The following is a 16,340-nucleotide window of genomic DNA, read 5'->3' as shown; positions in this document are numbered from 1 at the left end:
AAGGGGTGAACAGGGTGGGCTTTTACCTAAATTTGTCTATTATGCTTGTCACCCCCGCCTGCGCGGGGGTCTATCTCGCATGTGGCAATGGATTCCCGCCTGCGCGTTGAGGGGAGGACAGATTTGATTTGAAATAAAAGCGTTCATCAAGGACACTTCAAGGGTCACAATTCAACGTGAAAATGGGAATGACAAGAATATGGATTCCCGCGCAGGCGGGAATGACAGTTGGAGCTAAAGAACATGAACCCCGGAGTTGATAACTATTTGGCAGTTGGATGCGGCCGTTGCCCCTTGGGCGGCACGCCAGAGTGCAAAGTCCACAACTGGCCAGATGTGTTGGTCAAATTACGCGCCATCCTGCTGGAAACTGACTTGACCGAAGAAGTGAAGTGGAGTGTGCCTTGCTACACGTTTGATGGCAAAAATATCCTGCTTATGAGTGCCCTGAAGAAGTATGTGGTGCTTGGTTTTTTCAAAGGTGTTTTGCTAAAAGACCCACACGGCGTTTTGATTCAGTCCACGCCAAACATGCAGGCGGAGCGCCAGCTTCGCTTTACCACGGTGCAGCAAGTTGTAGAATTGGAGTCTGTGATAAAAGCATACGTCCAGGAAGCGATTGAAGTGGAAAAAACAGGCTTGGAAGTTGAATACAAAAAGACCTCAGAATTTAACATGCCAGATGAGTTGCAGACCATTTTTGATGAAGACCCAGCCTTCAGAGAAGCGTTTGAGGCGTTGACGCCGGGACGGCAAAGAGGCTACCTGCTCCATTTTTCTAAGGCAAAGCAGTCCAAAACCCGCACCTCGCGGATAGAAAAATGTATGCCCCAAATCTTTGAGGGCATCGGGTTACACGACCGATATTAAGCTCGATAATTTTATTGATCCGGCCGGTCTCCAGAGCAGCCCTACGGGACTGGGAGGCGTGCCGGGTGGGTGGCGCGGTCAGGAGACCGGCCACAGCCCGTGAAATAATTGTAAGGAGGCAAAATAGCATGTGGGAACAAAAATTAGAACGCTACGATAAGTTGGTGGATAAATGCCCAAGATTTGTGCGAAAAGGGAAAACGGTACCTTACACCTCGGCCAATGGGCATATGTTTTCGATACTTAACAAGGATGGTGAATTGGGCTTTCGCTATGGCAAAGAGGTTCAGCAAAAGTACATCGAGGAATTTGACACGACCCTCTTCAAGTCTTACGGAGCCGTCATGCGTGGGTATGTGCTAATCCCAGAGCACATGTTTAAAGATTTGGACAAATTAGCAGAATACCTGAACGAAAGCTACGATTATGTGATGTCGCTTGAACCAAAATAGCTATGGAAAATTGAAAATGAAAACTCTCATGTTGCAGAAAATGGGTCGATTGATATTGTTGCTGCCATTATTTTTGCTAATTGCCGCTTGTGGTGGAGGTAATTCAGTGATTGAAGAAGAACTAAGATCAGAATTAAAAAATATGGGATGGTTTGAAGGATTTACCCCTGCTCTAATTGAGGCAACGGAGGATAGCATTCGTTGGAGCGTTTCCAATGGGTATCGTGCCCTTTCACCGCCTGTTGTGATTTACATGGATTTGGAAAATATTGATTCCCTTGATGAACCTTATCGGCAGCTTTTAGAGGAATTTGCTAAAAATTCTTACAATTTATTTCAGCCTACCAATATAAAAGAACGTTATGTTAGCAATTCAGACGCCTATGGTGATTTTGTTTTGACATTTGAGAATAATGGACGGGAGTATGAGATCACATTCCTACACGATAGTGATTGGGTTAGTTTCGAGTTTTTTAATTTGTTAGATCAGCTTATGGCAGATTCAGGTACTAATTTGCGTTTTGTTGAAATTACTCATTATACGGGGAATTTCACTCAGGAAGTTGTTTTGGGAGTGACTAAACACAAAGGCATGGTATAAAAGGCACATGAACCAATGTCCGCACTGTCACCGAACAGATTCTCAAGTTAGAAATGGCAAAACTGTGGCTGGTAGCCAAGTATTCAAATGCAAAGCCTGCAATCGTAAATATGTACCCCAGCCTCAGCCAAATGGCCATCCAATTGCCATCCGCCAACAAGCCATTCGCTTGGTCTTGGATGGCAATAGCCAACGTCAGGCAGCACGACATCTAGGTGTTGCGCCACAGTCGGTCGCTAATTGGCTTAAAGCATACGCTGATAAGTTGCCATCAACCTTGCCCGGCCCTAATGAACCAGTGGAAGTAGCTGAACAGGATGAGCTCTTCACCTTTATCGGTGAGAAAAAAACGAAATCTACATCATGACCGTTGTAGACCGGCAAACCCGCTGTTTTCTAGGGATTGAGCCCGTTTTGCAACGCACGCAGGCAGTGGCACAAAAAATGATTGATGAGGCGCCTGCCGAGCAGTATTACAGTGACAAGTTCCCTCTGTACGACAGTTTGATTTATCGTCGCGGCTACCATTTATCGCTAAGAGATAAGAGCGAAACGTACTCAGTTGAAGGAGGCAATGCGGAACTGCGACACTATCTCACTCGACTAGTCAGAAAGAGCCGTTGCTTCTCACGCAGCTTGGTTTGGTTAAATCGTCATGTGAAAGCGTTTGCTCATGCCTGGAACCGACGTCAGTTGCACAATCGGATGCGGCCGTTTGACAAGAAACATGTGATTGAGTTCGTATGCCTACAGAATTAGCCACTCCCGTTGTTTTTATACTTGCTAATCCTGACTTGGTAGAAAAAGCAATTGAAAAAGAATTATTAATACCCTATCAATACGGGTTTGATAGTAATGATATAGGTGGTTGGTATCCAAGAGAACCTGGAGATTTCTTTCCATAACAAGTCTGCAAATGTCCTTCTCTCCGATTGCCTCGCCCTGAATTGCGTGAACCAGGGCGAGGCGGTGGCGAGACCGGATTATTTGCGAGGGGATAGATTATTCGCCACCGCCTCGCCCCTACAAGATTACTGTAAAACGGCCGTTTACCATTCACCTTTTTTCAGTTAACATTGCGGCCTTATGGAAACAAAACTCTCTCGCTGGTGCGATGGTCTTATTGAGGTTGGCTGGCTGTTTGTGGTCATTGCCGTCCCGCTCTTCTTCAACATTCATTCTGATCGTGTTTTTGAACCGGATAAATTAACGCTTATGCGCTCCATTGCGCTCGTAATGGGGGCTGCCTGGTTGGTGAAATTTGTCGAGCTGCGGCAGTGGGAGCAGGCGTCTCGCCTACGCTGGCGTACCGAAAATTCGCTTTGGCGGATGCCGTTTTTGCTGATTATCACTTTGCTGGTGCTGGTTTACATTATTTCTTCCATTTTCTCGGTGACGCCTGCGGTGAGCTGGGCGGGGTCGTACCAGCGGTTGCAGGGAACGTACACGACGCTTTCGTACATCGTTATTTTTGGCACGACAATTGCCACGATGCGGACACGGGCGCAGGTGCGGCGGTTGGTAACGGCCGTTATCATCACATCCATCCCCGTAGCTTTTTACGGCCTGCTGCAACATTTTGATTTAGATCCGCTACCCTGGGCAGGGGATGTGACCGCTCGCGTGGCCGGGCACATGGGCAATGCCATCTTCATTGCAGCTTACCTCATCATGGCCGTACCGCTGACCGTGGCGCGGATCATCGCCTCGTTTAGCTCCATTTTGAGCGATGAAGAACTGTCTGGCGCGGATGTGATGCGCTCGTCGGCCTACATTTTTGCGGTGGCGATCCAACTTATTGCCATTTACTGGTCTGGCAGCCGTGGCCCGTGGCTGGGACTGGGCGTGGGACTGTTTGCCTTCATTTTGGTGGTGCTGGTGGGACTGCGTAACGCGGCCGAAGACCAGGGGCGGTTCCGCCTAAAAGAAGCTGGCACTGGCGCGGCGTTTGTTTTGGTGGGAACAGCCGTTTCTTACACCATCATCTTGCTCATTTTGCGCGGACTCACCGGAGCGGGCTATTTAGCCAGCTTGGCTGGGGTGATGTCTAGCTTTGTGGCCTTTGTTTTTGCCGTCGGGCTGGTCATCGTGGGCATATTTGTCTTGGTAGCGGCGCAGCGCGGCTGGCGTTGGCTTTGGTTTAGTTGGATTGTGATGTCGGCATTGTTGGCAGTTTGGCTGGTAATGTTTAATCTGACCAGTGCAGAATTGGCCGAAGCACCTGTGGTAGGCAACGTCTTTGAAACGCTAAACGAATGGCGCGATCTGCCCCGAATCGGCCGTTTGGGTGAGGTGCTGGAGGACGACACAGGCACGGGCCGGGTGCGTATCCTCATTTGGGAGGGCGTTTTGGATCTGATCCAGCCCCATGAACCCATCACGTTTCCTGATGGCAGCAGCGATACATTTAATTTTTTACGGCCGTTCGTCGGCTATGGACCAGAATCTATGTACGTGGCCTACAACAGCTTTTATCCACCAGAACTGGCAACGCTAGAAGCGCGCAACGCCTCGCCGGATCGCTCGCACAATGAGACGTTTGACGCTTTGGTGATTACCGGCGTGCTGGGCTTTCTGGTATGGCAGGCATTGTATCTCAGCGTTTTCCTGTACAGCTTCCGCTGGCTGGGCGTGCTGCAGAGTACCTTTGAGCGGAATTTGCTCATTGGGTTATGGATTGGTGCGGGGGTGATTACGGCCGTTATTTTTGCTTTGGTGCGTGGCGTGGTTTACATTGGCGTAGCGCTCCCATTTGGCTCCATTTTGGGGCTGGTGCTGTACCTGGTTTACTATGCCCTCTTTGCCAGCAGCGATGAGAAGAATGAACGGCCGTTTGCCGCCGAACGTCTGCTGGTGGTGGCTCTGGTTGCTGCCATTTTGGCCCATTTTGTCGAAATTCATTTTGGGATTGCCATCTCCGCGACGCGCCTGCACTTCTTCTTGTTTGTCGGGCTGCTGTTTATCATCACCTATTGGTTGCCACGCCAGCAGGGCGACGCGATTGACACCGAGGCAGATGCCCCAGCACCCAGCAAAGGCAAGGGCAAGCGCCGCCGGACGCGGCGCAAAGGAGCGGCTCCGGCCGTATTTGCTAACTGGACTGGCCCCGTGCTGCTGTATAGCTTTATGCTGACGCTGCTCATTGGCATTATCGGCTTTTCTTTCGTAACGTTTTCACAACCGCCTGATTTGGTTATTGAAAGTGCTGGCGATTTAACCGCGCTGGATGTACTGAACCAAAGCCTGTTTATGAATATCAAGCGGGATTTTGTGGAATCGCCCTTTGTCTATCTGATGCTGGTGCTGGCCTGGAGCCTGGGGCTGCTCATTGCCATCAGTGAAATGGTGAAGGATAGGGAGCTGCGGATAACGGCCGTTACCCGCAACATCAACAAAAGTCGGATCAACAGCATCGCCATCGCCTTTTTGGTAATGGGTGGGATTTCGCTCCCGTTTCGCCTTATTTTCCCGCTGGCGGCTGATGCTAGTGCAACGGCTCTGCTGGGCCAAACATTGCTCTGGATTTGGGGGGCACTTTGCCTGTGGGCAGGCGGCAACTTGTTGCTGGATATTACAAAAAATGCGCGTTTGTTTGCTGCTGGCGTGGCCGTTACTGGTTTGCTTTTCTCGCTGCCGGTAATGGTGGGCGGTGGTTTTGTGGTGGGGTTGGGTACGGCCGTATTCAGCGGCATCCTCCTCTACTACCTGTGGGACCCAGCCTGGCGCAATTTGCTAACACCCGTTGGCATCGTGGCCACCGTTTCATTTGTGCTGGGCTTGCTGTACGCACTCTTCCAGGCCAATTTGTTTCGCTACTCCTTGCTCTACCGTGCCTTTGAGCCGCCACCGCAAACTGTGGAGCAGCTACCAAACTACCTCATTGGCGAGGCAGCGTATACCGCAGGTTTTTTGACTTACTTTTATCTCTTTGTCTTTGTTTTGATGGTGGTGGCAGCCTTTGCCGTCAGCATGGGAAAGAAGCCGCGGTTGCGGAATAATGGCACAACGCCAGGATACGGTGTTTTGGCTGCGTTAACGGTGGTAGCGGGCGTGATGACCGTGTTCACGAATTTGCAAATTGTGCAGGCAGATATTGTGTACAAACGCGGCCGTTTCTACGACAGTGAAGCTGCCTCCACAACTGATCCCAATGCGTGGGAATATGCTATCGCCATTTACCAGGATGCGATTAACCGCGCCCCAAACGAAGATTTTTACTACCTCTTCCTGGGACGCTCTTATTTAGAACTGTCAAACGTAACAACCGATTCGGTGCGGCAAGAGCAGCTTTTGGCCGAGGCAGAGCAGCAACTTTTCATCGCGCAGGAAATCAACCCGCTCAATACAGATCACACAGCGAATTTGGCGCGATTGAATACGCTCTGGGCCAACAGTAGCGGCAACGATGCCGTGCGCGCCCAAAATTTGGCAGATGCAGAGCAATTTTACAAACGTGCCCTGGAACTGAGTCCACAAAACTCGGTGATCCGCAATGAGTACGCCCGGCTGGTGCTGGGCCAGGGGCAAAATTGCGCCGATGGTCTGACTATTTACGCACAGTCAGCCACGATTGACCCATTTTATGGGGAGACATTTTTTGCCTGGGCAGATGCAGCAGCCGCCTGTGCTGCCGAAGCAGACGATGCCGAAGCCGATGCGTATTATACCGAAGCGGTGACGGCGTTGCGCCAGGGACTTGATCTGGAGCCAGACAAGGCCCGTGCCTGGGTGCGGGCTGGTCAACTTTACCAGCGAATTGATGAATATTCAGAGGCAATTGCCGCTTATGACCAGGCGTTGCTGCTGGATGCCGCCCAGCAAGAAATCCCGGCCTGGAACGTGAAATATTTGCAAGCGCAAGCGTACCGTGACCTGGGCGATTTGGCACAGGCGGAGGCAGTGGCGCTTGAAGTGCTGCAGTTGAGCCCCCCGGAGTATCAGGGGGAGGTGCAGCTTTTCCTGCAGCAGCTGCAGCCACAGCCTGATTTGCCTGAGTCGTCTGGGGATGAGGAACGGCCGTTAGCCACCATCCCCCTCGCTGAACGCCACAACTTCTACAGCGAATACCCCGCCTTCGTGATTGATCAAGCCAAAATGTATGAGGCCATCATTCAGACTGAAAAGGGCGAAATTCGCCTGCGGCTTTTCGCAGAGGAAGCACCACTCGCGGTGAATAGCTTTGTCTTTTTGGCACAGCAGGGATTTTACGATGGCACCACTTTCCACCGCGTGCTGGCCGATTTTGTGGCCCAGGGGGGCGATCCACTGGGCACGGGCGGTGGCGAGCCGGGCTACCGCTTTACGGATGAGGTGGACAATGGCCTTCTGTTTGATCGTCCTGGTCTGTTGGCAATGGCTAACGCTGGGCCAAATACAAACGGCAGCCAATTTTTCATCACGCTGGCAGAGCAACCGGCTTTAAACGGCCGTCACACCATTTTTGGCGAGCTAATTGACGGTGAAGAAGCCCTACAAAGCCTCACCCTACGTGACCCGGAGCAAAACCCTGATTTCACTGGCGACCAAATTCTCCGTATTGATATTGTTGAGGTGGGAAGCGAGTGATAATCTCCAATTTCCAGTCTCCAATCTCCGTTTTCATATGAGAACCGTCATCGCCGTCTTCCTCATGGCTCTTTCTGTCACGGCACTTAGCATTCCCTGGGTGCGTCGCCTGGCGCTTCGCACTGGCTTTGTAGATAGTCCGGCAAAACGCAAGATGCACAGCACGCCCATGCCTTTGCTGGGTGGCGTGGCGATTTTTGGTGGTGCCGTGTTGGCGGTCATTGCCTTCGTGCCAGCGTTTCCCAACACGGTAGCGGGCGTTTTGCTCTCACTTACCGTAGTTGCGTTGGTTGGGTTGCTGGATGATCGCTACGGTTTGCCCGCCTGGGCCAAGCTGGCTGGGCAGTTTTTGGGCTTTCTCATCCTGACCTTATTTGATATCCACGTTAAATTGCCAATCCCTCAATTACTTAATTACACAATTACCTTTGTCTGGCTGGCGGGCATCAGCAACGCCATCAACTTTTTAGACAACATGGATGGCTTGAGTGCGGGCGTCAGTGGCGTGGCGGCGGCGTTTATTATGCTGCTGGGTTTGCAAAATGATCAGTTTTTGGTGGCTGGTTTGGCAGCGGCCGTTTTCGGTGCCTGTCTTGGCTTTTTACGGTTCAACTTTAAGCCAGCCCAAATCTTCATGGGAGATACTGGCTCGCTATTTCTTGGTTTCATTTTAGCGTTGCTGGGCTTGCAGCTACGGTTCCCAGCCAACAGCAGCTTTGTCACCTGGATGGTACCCATCTTTATTTTGGGATTGCCCATCTTTGACACAACGCTGGTCGTGGTTTCCAGGCTGCGGCGTGGGGTTAGCCCCAATACGGCCGGTAAAGATCATTTAAGCCACCGCTTAGTGCAGCGAGGGTTTAGCCAGCGTGAAGCAGTGTTGCTACTTTATTTGCTCACTGGGGCGAGCGGCATGATTGGTGTCTTTGTAACTGAGGCAACAGTGGTGGAGGGGTATCTCATTTTTGGTACATTGTTGCTGTTGGGGGGGGCAACAATGTGGCAGTTGGACAAGCCCGTTTAATAGTGGTCAGGAGCAGGGGGCTGCTTATCTGAGTTTTTCCTGTGAATTGGTTAATACAGTTGCATAAACGTGGCAATTCCGTCAGGTCGGTTTCATACTTGAGTGGTATGGTATCTCGTGTTCGTTTGGGCTATTTTTGACTACCAAGCTCCAATTTGCAAGGGGATAGCAATGTCTTTTGATTGGCAAACAGAAGAAGAGAGTGACTGGGATGAGCAACAGTGGCAGGAAACGCCAGAAACGGCCGTTCCGCCTATCCGTCCCTGGCGCACAATCATCCTCATACTCATCTTGCTTTCTGTTGGCGGTTTTATCATTTACCAACAGGTGAATGAGCGTCTGGAAGAGGCAACTGTAGCGGTAGAGGCAGACATTTTTGCCACTCACAATCTGTTGGGCCGCGCTGCTGCCGCGCAGGATGGCGATTTGGGTAAGGCGGTTTTATCTGGCCGCGACCTTGGCTGGAGCCAAGCACAGACTGATTTGTTGGCGGCGGGTTTGTTTTCTCAAAATCCCACCTTTGGCTTGGCATTAGCAAGCCCACAAGCTGCTTATGCGCCTTTGTCCCGGGCAGATGATCGGTTTGTGTCGCTTGAGATTGATCCGGCATTAGAAAGTGCTGAACTGCAATATGGTCAAGAATACCGGGCCTTTACTGAAGATGGGATGGAGACGATTATTTTGCTGCAAACGGCCGTTTACCGGCGTGGCGAAACTCGCTGGCTGTTTGCGCCGCCGCTGGAGGAGTTTTGGGGAGAGTGGCAAACAGAAGAAGGTGAGGTAGTTAATGTCAGCTTCCCGACGCGGGATGAAGAGATTGCCATGCAGCTTACAGAGGATTTGGATGCTTTGGTGGCCAAAGCATGTGCAGAACGATTAGATTTGAACTGTTTCACGCCCATCCGGCTGCGCTTAGACTTTAATCCAGAGAGCTTACTGACAGTGGCCGACCCGGCCAACTTATACGATGGTAATTTGCGCTTTAATCTGCCCACACCTTCCCTCATTGGCTTGCCCGTTAACGAGGCAGGCTACCAGGCGGTGCTAAATGCGTATGCCGCGCAGCTATTTTCTGGCCTGATTGCCCAATCTGTAGGGTATGAATGCTGCCAACAAGCCCCTATGTTTCAGGCGTTGATGCGTTTTCAACTAAGCGAAATGGGCGTGGCCGATTGGCCAGTGACGCAGCAAACCCAGCAGGAATTGGCGCTGGTGGGTGTGCATACAGAACTGCTGTTTCCCTATTGGAGTAGCACCGATTTTGCCCTGATCAACAACGAGGACAGTTGGCAGTTATATGGATTTATTGATTTTTTGCTTAACCAATATGTGCCTCAACTTTCGACAATGGATTTAATGCGCGAGATGAATGAATCACGCGTGTACCAATCCTGGCTTGTTGGCTTACAAGAAGCGGCCGGTGGGCAACTGTTTGGCGAAATGAACCGAATTTCGCGTGATTGGTGGTTTTATGCGATGACGCAGGCGGAAGCAACGGCCGTTTCTCAACAGCCTATCCCGCTCCCTGCCCAAGATCTGCAAATTGCTTGCGTTACGGATGGTGAATTTGGCGACTTTCCTGAATCTATTTTGTATCGTTACCAGCTAGATAAAGATGAGTGGGTAGAAGAAACCACGTTTACTGGGCTTTATTTTTTTAACCCCCCTCCGCATGATAACGGCATCATTTTGCAGCAAATTGACACAACCTCCGAGTTACCTGATTGGCAAACCATTTGGTGGAAAGACGGTGCCGGGATAAGTGTTGCCAATCCGGACGAGGTTTATACGATTTCGTTGGGGCAAATGGATCCAGAAGGCCAATTCTTGCTCACTTACTTTGGCAGCATTGAAGAGGAGTTTTCCCCTGAGCCGCTGCTTATTGATATTGAAAGCTGTCGGGATGGAAACTGTGAGACCGTACAATTGACCCGAAATCCATATTGGTCGCCTGATGGCCAGGGAATGCTGCTGACAACAAATCCACTGTTTGCCGAGACGCAATATGTGGTTGACGGCCGTATCATTACACTAAGCCCAGAAGCACCAGACACGCCTTCTGAAATCTCTTTTAGGTATGTGGCTGAGGCGCTGGAAACGGCCGTTGTGGTAGGTGAAGGGGTTGCTCCGTTTTGGGTAAACAACGAGCAGTTTGGCTACATTCGCACCGTTTTGGGAGAGACACAAACCCCCATGCAGGAGCTGGTTATTGCCTCCATTGCTGATCCAACGGCTGTTCCCTTGCTCACCACCGAGGATTTAGTAAACGTTTTGCCAAAGCAGCTCGCCACCAACTTGCTCCAGATGCGGTACGCATTGGCGCATCCCACCAACCCAGACTTGTTGGTTGTCATGGCTGTGGAGCAAATATTTGAAGCCCACCTGTACCTGGTGGATCGTCAAACAGGAGACATTGAACGCTTGTTTGCACTCGATATTTCCAGAGGAGACCACACGCTTGGTTTTTCGCCAGACGGCCGTTTTCTGGTAGCAACCGGTGCCATTCAGCCGGAAACCACAGTGTCGAGCCAGCAAAACAACTTCTTTGGCGGACTATTTTTGTACGACTTTGAAGATAGCAGCTTGCAAACCATCCTGGTTAACATTGACACATTTCTGCCTTCCTTCACCTTTGATTGGGCAATGGATGGTAATTGGCTAGCCTTTACACGAGACACCAACGTTATAGGCCTCGTAGCACCTGCCTACAATTTTCAACAGTCCATTCCCCACGAAAATGGCAATTGCACGTCACTTGCCTGGATAAACCAATAGAAATTCAAAATGAGCAAACAAAAAGTTCGACAGCAATTTGGTGCCAATGCCGCTGCCTATGCCACCAGCAACGTTCATGCCAAAGGATATAGTCTAAAGCGCCTGGTAGAAATTACACATCCCCAGCCAGATTGGTATTTGTTAGACGTGGCTTCCGCCGCAGGGCATACCGCCTTTGCCTTTGCCCCTCATGTTGCCCACGTTACCGCCACCGATCTCACCCCAGAAATGTTGGTGGTCGCGGCGAATCTGGCTCAAGAAAAAGGGCTCGCCAACGTCACTTTTGCCCCGGCTGATGCAGAGGCGTTGCCTTATGATGACGCATCGTTTGAGTGCGTGACTTGCCGCATTGCGCCCCACCATTTCCCAAATATTCAGCAGTTCATCAACGAAGCGGCACGAGTGCTTAAACCCGGCGGTTTGTTGGCCGTCGTAGACAACATTGTGCCGGGAACGCATCTGCGCGGTAAAAAGGCGCAATTGCTGAATGATGCTGGTAACTACGTCAACGCTTTTGAGAAGCTGCGAGACCCAAGCCACGGCCGTTGTTGGAGCGTTTCTGAATGGGTTTATGGCTTTGGCCAAGCTGGGTTGAGCGTGGTGCATCAGGAATTGCTGAGTAAGGAAATGGAATTCGGTGGCTGGGCAGCCCGGATGCAGGCGTCGGCAGATGGCATTACCCGATTAAAAGCGATGCTAATTCAGGCACCAACGGCCGTTGCCGACTTCTTGACGCCCCAAATCTCCAACGATAGAATCACGTTTCGGTTAACCGAACTACTAATTGTTGGGAGAAGTGGCTAGCAGTAGTGGTTAGTGGCTGGTATGGTTTACTAGCAACTAGCCACCAGCAACTAAAACTATGAGTAAAAAATATCATTTCTGGATTACAGGCTGTCAGATGAATTACGCCGATGCTCGCCGTGTGGCTACGGAGCTAGAGAAGCTCGGCTACACATCCACCGGCCGTGCCGAAGATGCCGATGTGATTGTGCTGGAAACGTGCACGGTGCGGCAGCAGTCGGAAGATAAGGCGTATGGCAAGCTGCAAAATTTACGGCCGTTAAAAGAAAAAAATCCAGACAAAACCATCGCCGTGATGGGTTGCGTAGTGGGTGTGCGTGGCAACGAAAAATTGTCGAAAACATTTCCCTTCGTAGATGTTTTCATGGAGCCCGCTACCGATGGCAAACCGCTCGTCTCCCTGTTGCGGCAAGATGATGACCTTTACCTGGAGCTAGCCGAAACCACGCAACGCCACGCCATGATGGATGGCGAGGTGATTTTGCCTACCGACCAGCGTGGCCAGCTCGTTTCTGCGCCAGTGAGTATTGTCTACGGTTGCTCCCATGCCTGCACTTTTTGCATCATTCCCCAAAAGCGCGGCATTGAGCGCAGCCGTCCTATCGGCGAAATTGCGGCTGAAGTTCGCTCTCTAGTGGCTCAGGGCGTGAAAGAGGTGGTGCTGCTAGGCCAAATTGTGGACCGTTACGGGTATGATATTCCTGACGGGCCTGACTTGGCTGATCTGTTGCGCGTAATCAATGATATTGACGGCTTGCAGCGCATTCGGTTCCTGACCAGCCATCCCAACTACATGACCGACAAGATTCTCCAAGCGGTGGCCGATCTGGCCAAAGTGATGCCCCAAATTGAAGTGCCTATTCAGGCTGGCAACGATGAAGTGTTAGCCAACATGAAGCGTGGCTACACCCAGGCTGAATACCGTGGGCTAGTAGAGCGAATTCATAAGATTGTGCCGGATGCGGCCGTTCATTGCGACATCATTGTGGGGTTTCCAGGTGAAACCGAGGCGCAATTTCAGGACACCTACGACGTGCTGGCAGACTTAAAGCTAGACAAGGTGCATCTGGCACGATACAGTCCGCGTCCTGGCACCGTGAGTGCCCGCCGCATGGCAGATGACGTGCCGGATGTTGAAAAACGGCGTCGTTTCCATCTCATCGAAGCGTTGCAAAAAGAGATTTCGCAAGAAAGAAATCAACGCTGGCTGGGTGAAACTGTAGGAGTGTTGGTTGAAAATAAGCACAAAGGGAGCTGGCGCGGCCGTTCCCCGCAAAACAAGCTGGTTTTCTTCGACGACCCCCGGGATTTGAAAGGGGAATTGGTTCGGGTAAAAATTGAACACGCTGGCCCCTGGAGCCTCTCAGGTTCGCTAGTTACTGCCAATCAACCTCAACCAACACCCGTAGAAACAATTCCGCTTACTGTTTTGGAGCCATAAAGCACCACAAATAGTTCTTGGTTTGGCTACTGCACAACGGTAAAACTACCCATTTGCTTTTGGCTTTGGCTAAGAACGGTCGTTAAATCATCCTCACTATTCACCATGTAGGCTACCATGCCGCTGGCTTGCAACATTGAAAACACCCCATCTGAGCCGCGAACCCCGCCAAATGAAGCTGGATTGATCAAAACCGATACCACCCGTAGCCCGCGACGAGCCAGTTGCCGAGCGGCCGTAGGCCACTTTTCATGCGTTGTGGGCGTAATGACAATGACGGTTGTGCCTCGCGGAAACAGATGCGACTCTGCGTGAAGCATATCTGAGATAGGAATTTCGCCTTCTGCACGCAGCACCGACAGCGTTTCCAAAATGCGATTCATCTGCCGTTCGCCGCGGTCTGGCTGCACAATTTCATTGGTTTGGCCATAGCCCAACATGCCCACAGCGCGGTCATGCCGCAAGAAATACTGTGCCAAAGAAGCGGCAACTGTCACCGTGTACTCCTCGGTGGTCGCCGGCAGCGTAAACTCATCCCCCTGTCGCCAATTAGGAATAAACCCCCAAGGCCCCCAGCTAAGTTCTTCTGCCTCATCTTCCGGGCGTGGCGCAACGTGCCCAAACACAGCCATGTCTGGCACAATCCAGATGTCTGCCAACGGATCAAGCTCAAACTCTTTGACAATTAGCCGATTGCGGCGGGCGGTGCTGCGCCAGTGAATGCGGCTAAAGCTGTCGCCAGGAGCATAATCGCGCACGCCAGAGGCATTGGTGGTAACGTAATGCGTGCGGCGGCGCAGCGCATCACCACCGGGCAGAATGCCAAGCGGCAGGGCAAATTGGTGAATCTCAAAGGTTAATGGATAGATGACCACGTTTGTTGTTGCTACCAAATCTCGCTGCATTGGGAACAAGCCAAACGGGTCGCTGGTTTTAAGGCGGATGGGGCCTAGCTGGTAGCGTCCCCGTTGGCGGCAAATGGTGGTTACGCGCCAGGTGTAGGTGCGGCGCGGTCCCAGGCCATTGACGACATGGCTGGAATAATGGTTGGGCAATGAGGAAAAATCGCGCACTTCGAGCCACAATTTGGGGATGCGGCTAGTGTTGCGGACGGTGAATCGTTCTTCTAACGGCCGTCCCACCTGAGCGCGGCGGGTGCGGGTGACTCTGGACAGATGGACATAGTTGATGTTGGTCCAGGCCCAGGCAAAAGAGATGATTAGCAGCAGCCCCAGGAGATAAGCTAGGTTGAACAATATCTCTCGCCCGGTAATCAGGCCGCTAAAAAGCGCCACAAATGCCAGCACAATGACGGCCGTTCGCCGTTGTTGCCTAAATTTAAACATGAGTTGGCCTTTTGTTAAGATGCTTGCATTTGGCCACCGGGCACAGGCACTCTGTCTAAAATATCCTGTACGATGACGTCTGGTTCAATATCCTTGATGCGGGCGGCAGGGCCAACAATAATGCGGTGACTCAAGGCAGCGCCAGCTAGCGCCTTCACATCATCGGGCAATACATAGTCGCGGCCAAACATAGCGGCACGCGCCTGGCTTAGCCTGTACAATGCCAATGCCCCCCGTGAGCTGGAGCCAAGATACACATCCGGGTGTTCACGCGTTTGCTGGACAATTTCGATGATGTACTCTTTTACCAGATTATCAATGTACACTTCTTTAACAGCCGTTTGCACATCCAGCAGATCGTTAACCGAGACAGCTTGCTCAATAGACTCAATTGGATGCTTAAATTGCTGCCGATCCAGAATGTCCATTTCTTGCTCTTTGCTTGGGTACCCAAGCTGAATCCGCAGCAAAAACCGGTCTAATTGTGCTTCGGGCAGGGGGAAGGTGCCTTCATATTCGATAGGGTTTTGCGTGGCCAGCACCATAAATGGGGCTTCTAGCGGGTACGTTGTGCCATCTACCGTTACCTGCTTTTCTTCCATCGCTTCCAGCAAAGCAGATTGCGTTTTAGGCGTAGCCCGGTTAATCTCGTCTACCAGCACAATTTGGGCGTGAATTGGGCCAGGCCGGAACTCAAATTCGCGTGATTTTTGGTTAAATACAGAGACGCCAGTGACATCACTAGGGAGCATATCTGGTGTAAACTGAATACGTTGAAATTTGCAGCCAACTGATTTCGATAGTGATTTTGCCAGCACGGTTTTGCCCACGCCAGGTACGTCCTCGATGAGGATATGCCCCTGGCACAACAGTCCTAGTACGGTAAGCTGTACGGCCGACCGCTTGCCGACAATAACTTTCTCCACATTTTCTACAATGGTATTGGCCACTGCTTCAATATCTGCCATTTTTGGATGCTCCTTTTCGAGTGAATGTTTGTGCCAGCGATTGTACCATAAAAGGTAATTTTGGTGGCAATACAGGGTCATTTATTGGTGAGTCGTTGGGTTTTTGCCCAGATTGACGGTTGATACCCCTCTCCAATTTTACTGCTTGTTAGCCAAGTTGCGGCATGCGAAACGGCCGTTCTCATCCGTTCATCACAATCTGCCAAATTTTTGCTAAAGATATGCGTTTTTGTAAGAACGGCCGTAAGATTGACTGCATAAATTTTGTGTATTAGAATTAGTTGATGTGTCAACTAACTGCATTTGCAATCATTTTTCTTTAGGAAGAAAGTGATACACATTCTGCGGCCCACAGCCGGGCAACCTCATCCACAAAAAATTGTTTCTTTTCGTCAGCTCACCTTGCAAATTTGGGCTGACAACCTATCCAACGTATTGGTTTAAATCTAGAACCGCGACTGCCGACAAACAGGTGGTCGCGGTTTTTTAATATT

The 16,340-nt window shown here is 51.0% G+C and carries 13 protein-coding genes; 11 read left to right on the top strand and 2 right to left on the bottom strand.

Annotation, left to right across the window (positions count from 1 at the left end; genetic code table 11):
• Window positions 1–243 precede the first annotated feature (243 nt).
• From ACOQPM_RS17810 to miaB, 11 genes are all read left to right on the top strand, one after another.
• Window positions 244–870 (top strand): YdeI/OmpD-associated family protein, encoded by a 627-nt coding sequence (locus ACOQPM_RS17810; protein WP_420631611.1) that lies wholly within the window; start codon window positions 244–246, stop codon window positions 868–870.
• 128 nt (window positions 871–998) lie between these two features.
• Window positions 999–1,322 (top strand): hypothetical protein, encoded by a 324-nt coding sequence (locus ACOQPM_RS17805; RefSeq protein ID WP_420631610.1) that lies wholly within the window; start codon window positions 999–1,001, stop codon window positions 1,320–1,322.
• Between the two features lie 16 nt (window positions 1,323–1,338).
• On the top strand, window positions 1,339–1,923 hold the full coding sequence (locus tag ACOQPM_RS17800) for a hypothetical protein (RefSeq protein WP_420631609.1): 585 nt from the start codon (window positions 1,339–1,341) through the stop codon (window positions 1,921–1,923).
• Window positions 1,924–1,930: 7 nt separating this feature from the next.
• Window positions 1,931–2,290 (top strand): helix-turn-helix domain-containing protein, encoded by a 360-nt coding sequence (locus ACOQPM_RS17795; protein WP_420627217.1) that lies wholly within the window; start codon window positions 1,931–1,933, stop codon window positions 2,288–2,290.
• Window positions 2,287–2,682 (top strand): IS1 family transposase, encoded by a 396-nt coding sequence (locus ACOQPM_RS17790; protein WP_420627216.1) that lies wholly within the window; start codon window positions 2,287–2,289, stop codon window positions 2,680–2,682. The genes ACOQPM_RS17795 and ACOQPM_RS17790 overlap by 4 nt, the downstream gene beginning before the upstream one ends.
• Window positions 2,667–2,828, top strand: coding sequence for a hypothetical protein (locus ACOQPM_RS17785; protein ID WP_420631608.1), 162 nt, complete (start codon window positions 2,667–2,669; stop codon window positions 2,826–2,828). Before ACOQPM_RS17790 ends, ACOQPM_RS17785 begins: the two co-directional genes overlap by 16 nt.
• A gap of 181 nt (window positions 2,829–3,009) precedes the next feature.
• Window positions 3,010–7,488: a peptidylprolyl isomerase gene (locus ACOQPM_RS17780; RefSeq protein WP_420631607.1), complete on the top strand. Its 4,479-nt coding sequence runs from the start codon at window positions 3,010–3,012 to the stop codon at window positions 7,486–7,488.
• A 37-nt stretch (window positions 7,489–7,525) separates the two neighbouring features.
• On the top strand, window positions 7,526–8,512 hold the full coding sequence (locus ACOQPM_RS17775) for a glycosyltransferase family 4 protein (protein ID WP_420631606.1): 987 nt from the start codon (window positions 7,526–7,528) through the stop codon (window positions 8,510–8,512).
• Between the two features lie 171 nt (window positions 8,513–8,683).
• Window positions 8,684–11,287 (top strand): TolB family protein, encoded by a 2,604-nt coding sequence (locus ACOQPM_RS17770; RefSeq protein WP_420631605.1) that lies wholly within the window; start codon window positions 8,684–8,686, stop codon window positions 11,285–11,287.
• Window positions 11,288–11,296: 9 nt separating this feature from the next.
• Window positions 11,297–12,091: a class I SAM-dependent methyltransferase gene (locus tag ACOQPM_RS17765; RefSeq protein ID WP_420631604.1), complete on the top strand. Its 795-nt coding sequence runs from the start codon at window positions 11,297–11,299 to the stop codon at window positions 12,089–12,091.
• A gap of 58 nt (window positions 12,092–12,149) precedes the next feature.
• The gene (miaB, locus tag ACOQPM_RS17760) at window positions 12,150–13,532 is read left to right on the top strand and encodes a tRNA (N6-isopentenyl adenosine(37)-C2)-methylthiotransferase MiaB (protein WP_420631603.1); all 1,383 of its coding nucleotides are present in this window, start codon (window positions 12,150–12,152) and stop codon (window positions 13,530–13,532) included.
• A gap of 26 nt (window positions 13,533–13,558) precedes the next feature.
• Here miaB and ACOQPM_RS17755 read toward each other — a convergent pair whose 3' ends face one another.
• Both ACOQPM_RS17755 and ACOQPM_RS17750 read right to left on the bottom strand, forming a co-directional pair.
• Complete coding sequence (locus tag ACOQPM_RS17755) at window positions 13,559–14,878, bottom strand: DUF58 domain-containing protein (protein WP_420631602.1); 1,320 nt, start codon at window positions 14,876–14,878, stop codon at window positions 13,559–13,561.
• A gap of 14 nt (window positions 14,879–14,892) precedes the next feature.
• The gene (locus tag ACOQPM_RS17750) at window positions 14,893–15,846 is read right to left on the bottom strand and encodes an AAA family ATPase (protein WP_420631601.1); all 954 of its coding nucleotides are present in this window, start codon (window positions 15,844–15,846) and stop codon (window positions 14,893–14,895) included.
• Between the last annotated feature and the right edge of the window lie 494 nt (window positions 15,847–16,340).

Origin of the sequence: Candidatus Leptofilum sp., assembly GCF_965223525.1 — a bacterium.
Classification (GTDB): domain Bacteria; phylum Chloroflexota; class Anaerolineae; order Promineifilales; family Promineifilaceae; genus Leptofilum.
This window is presented reverse-complemented; position numbering and strand designations above follow the sequence as displayed.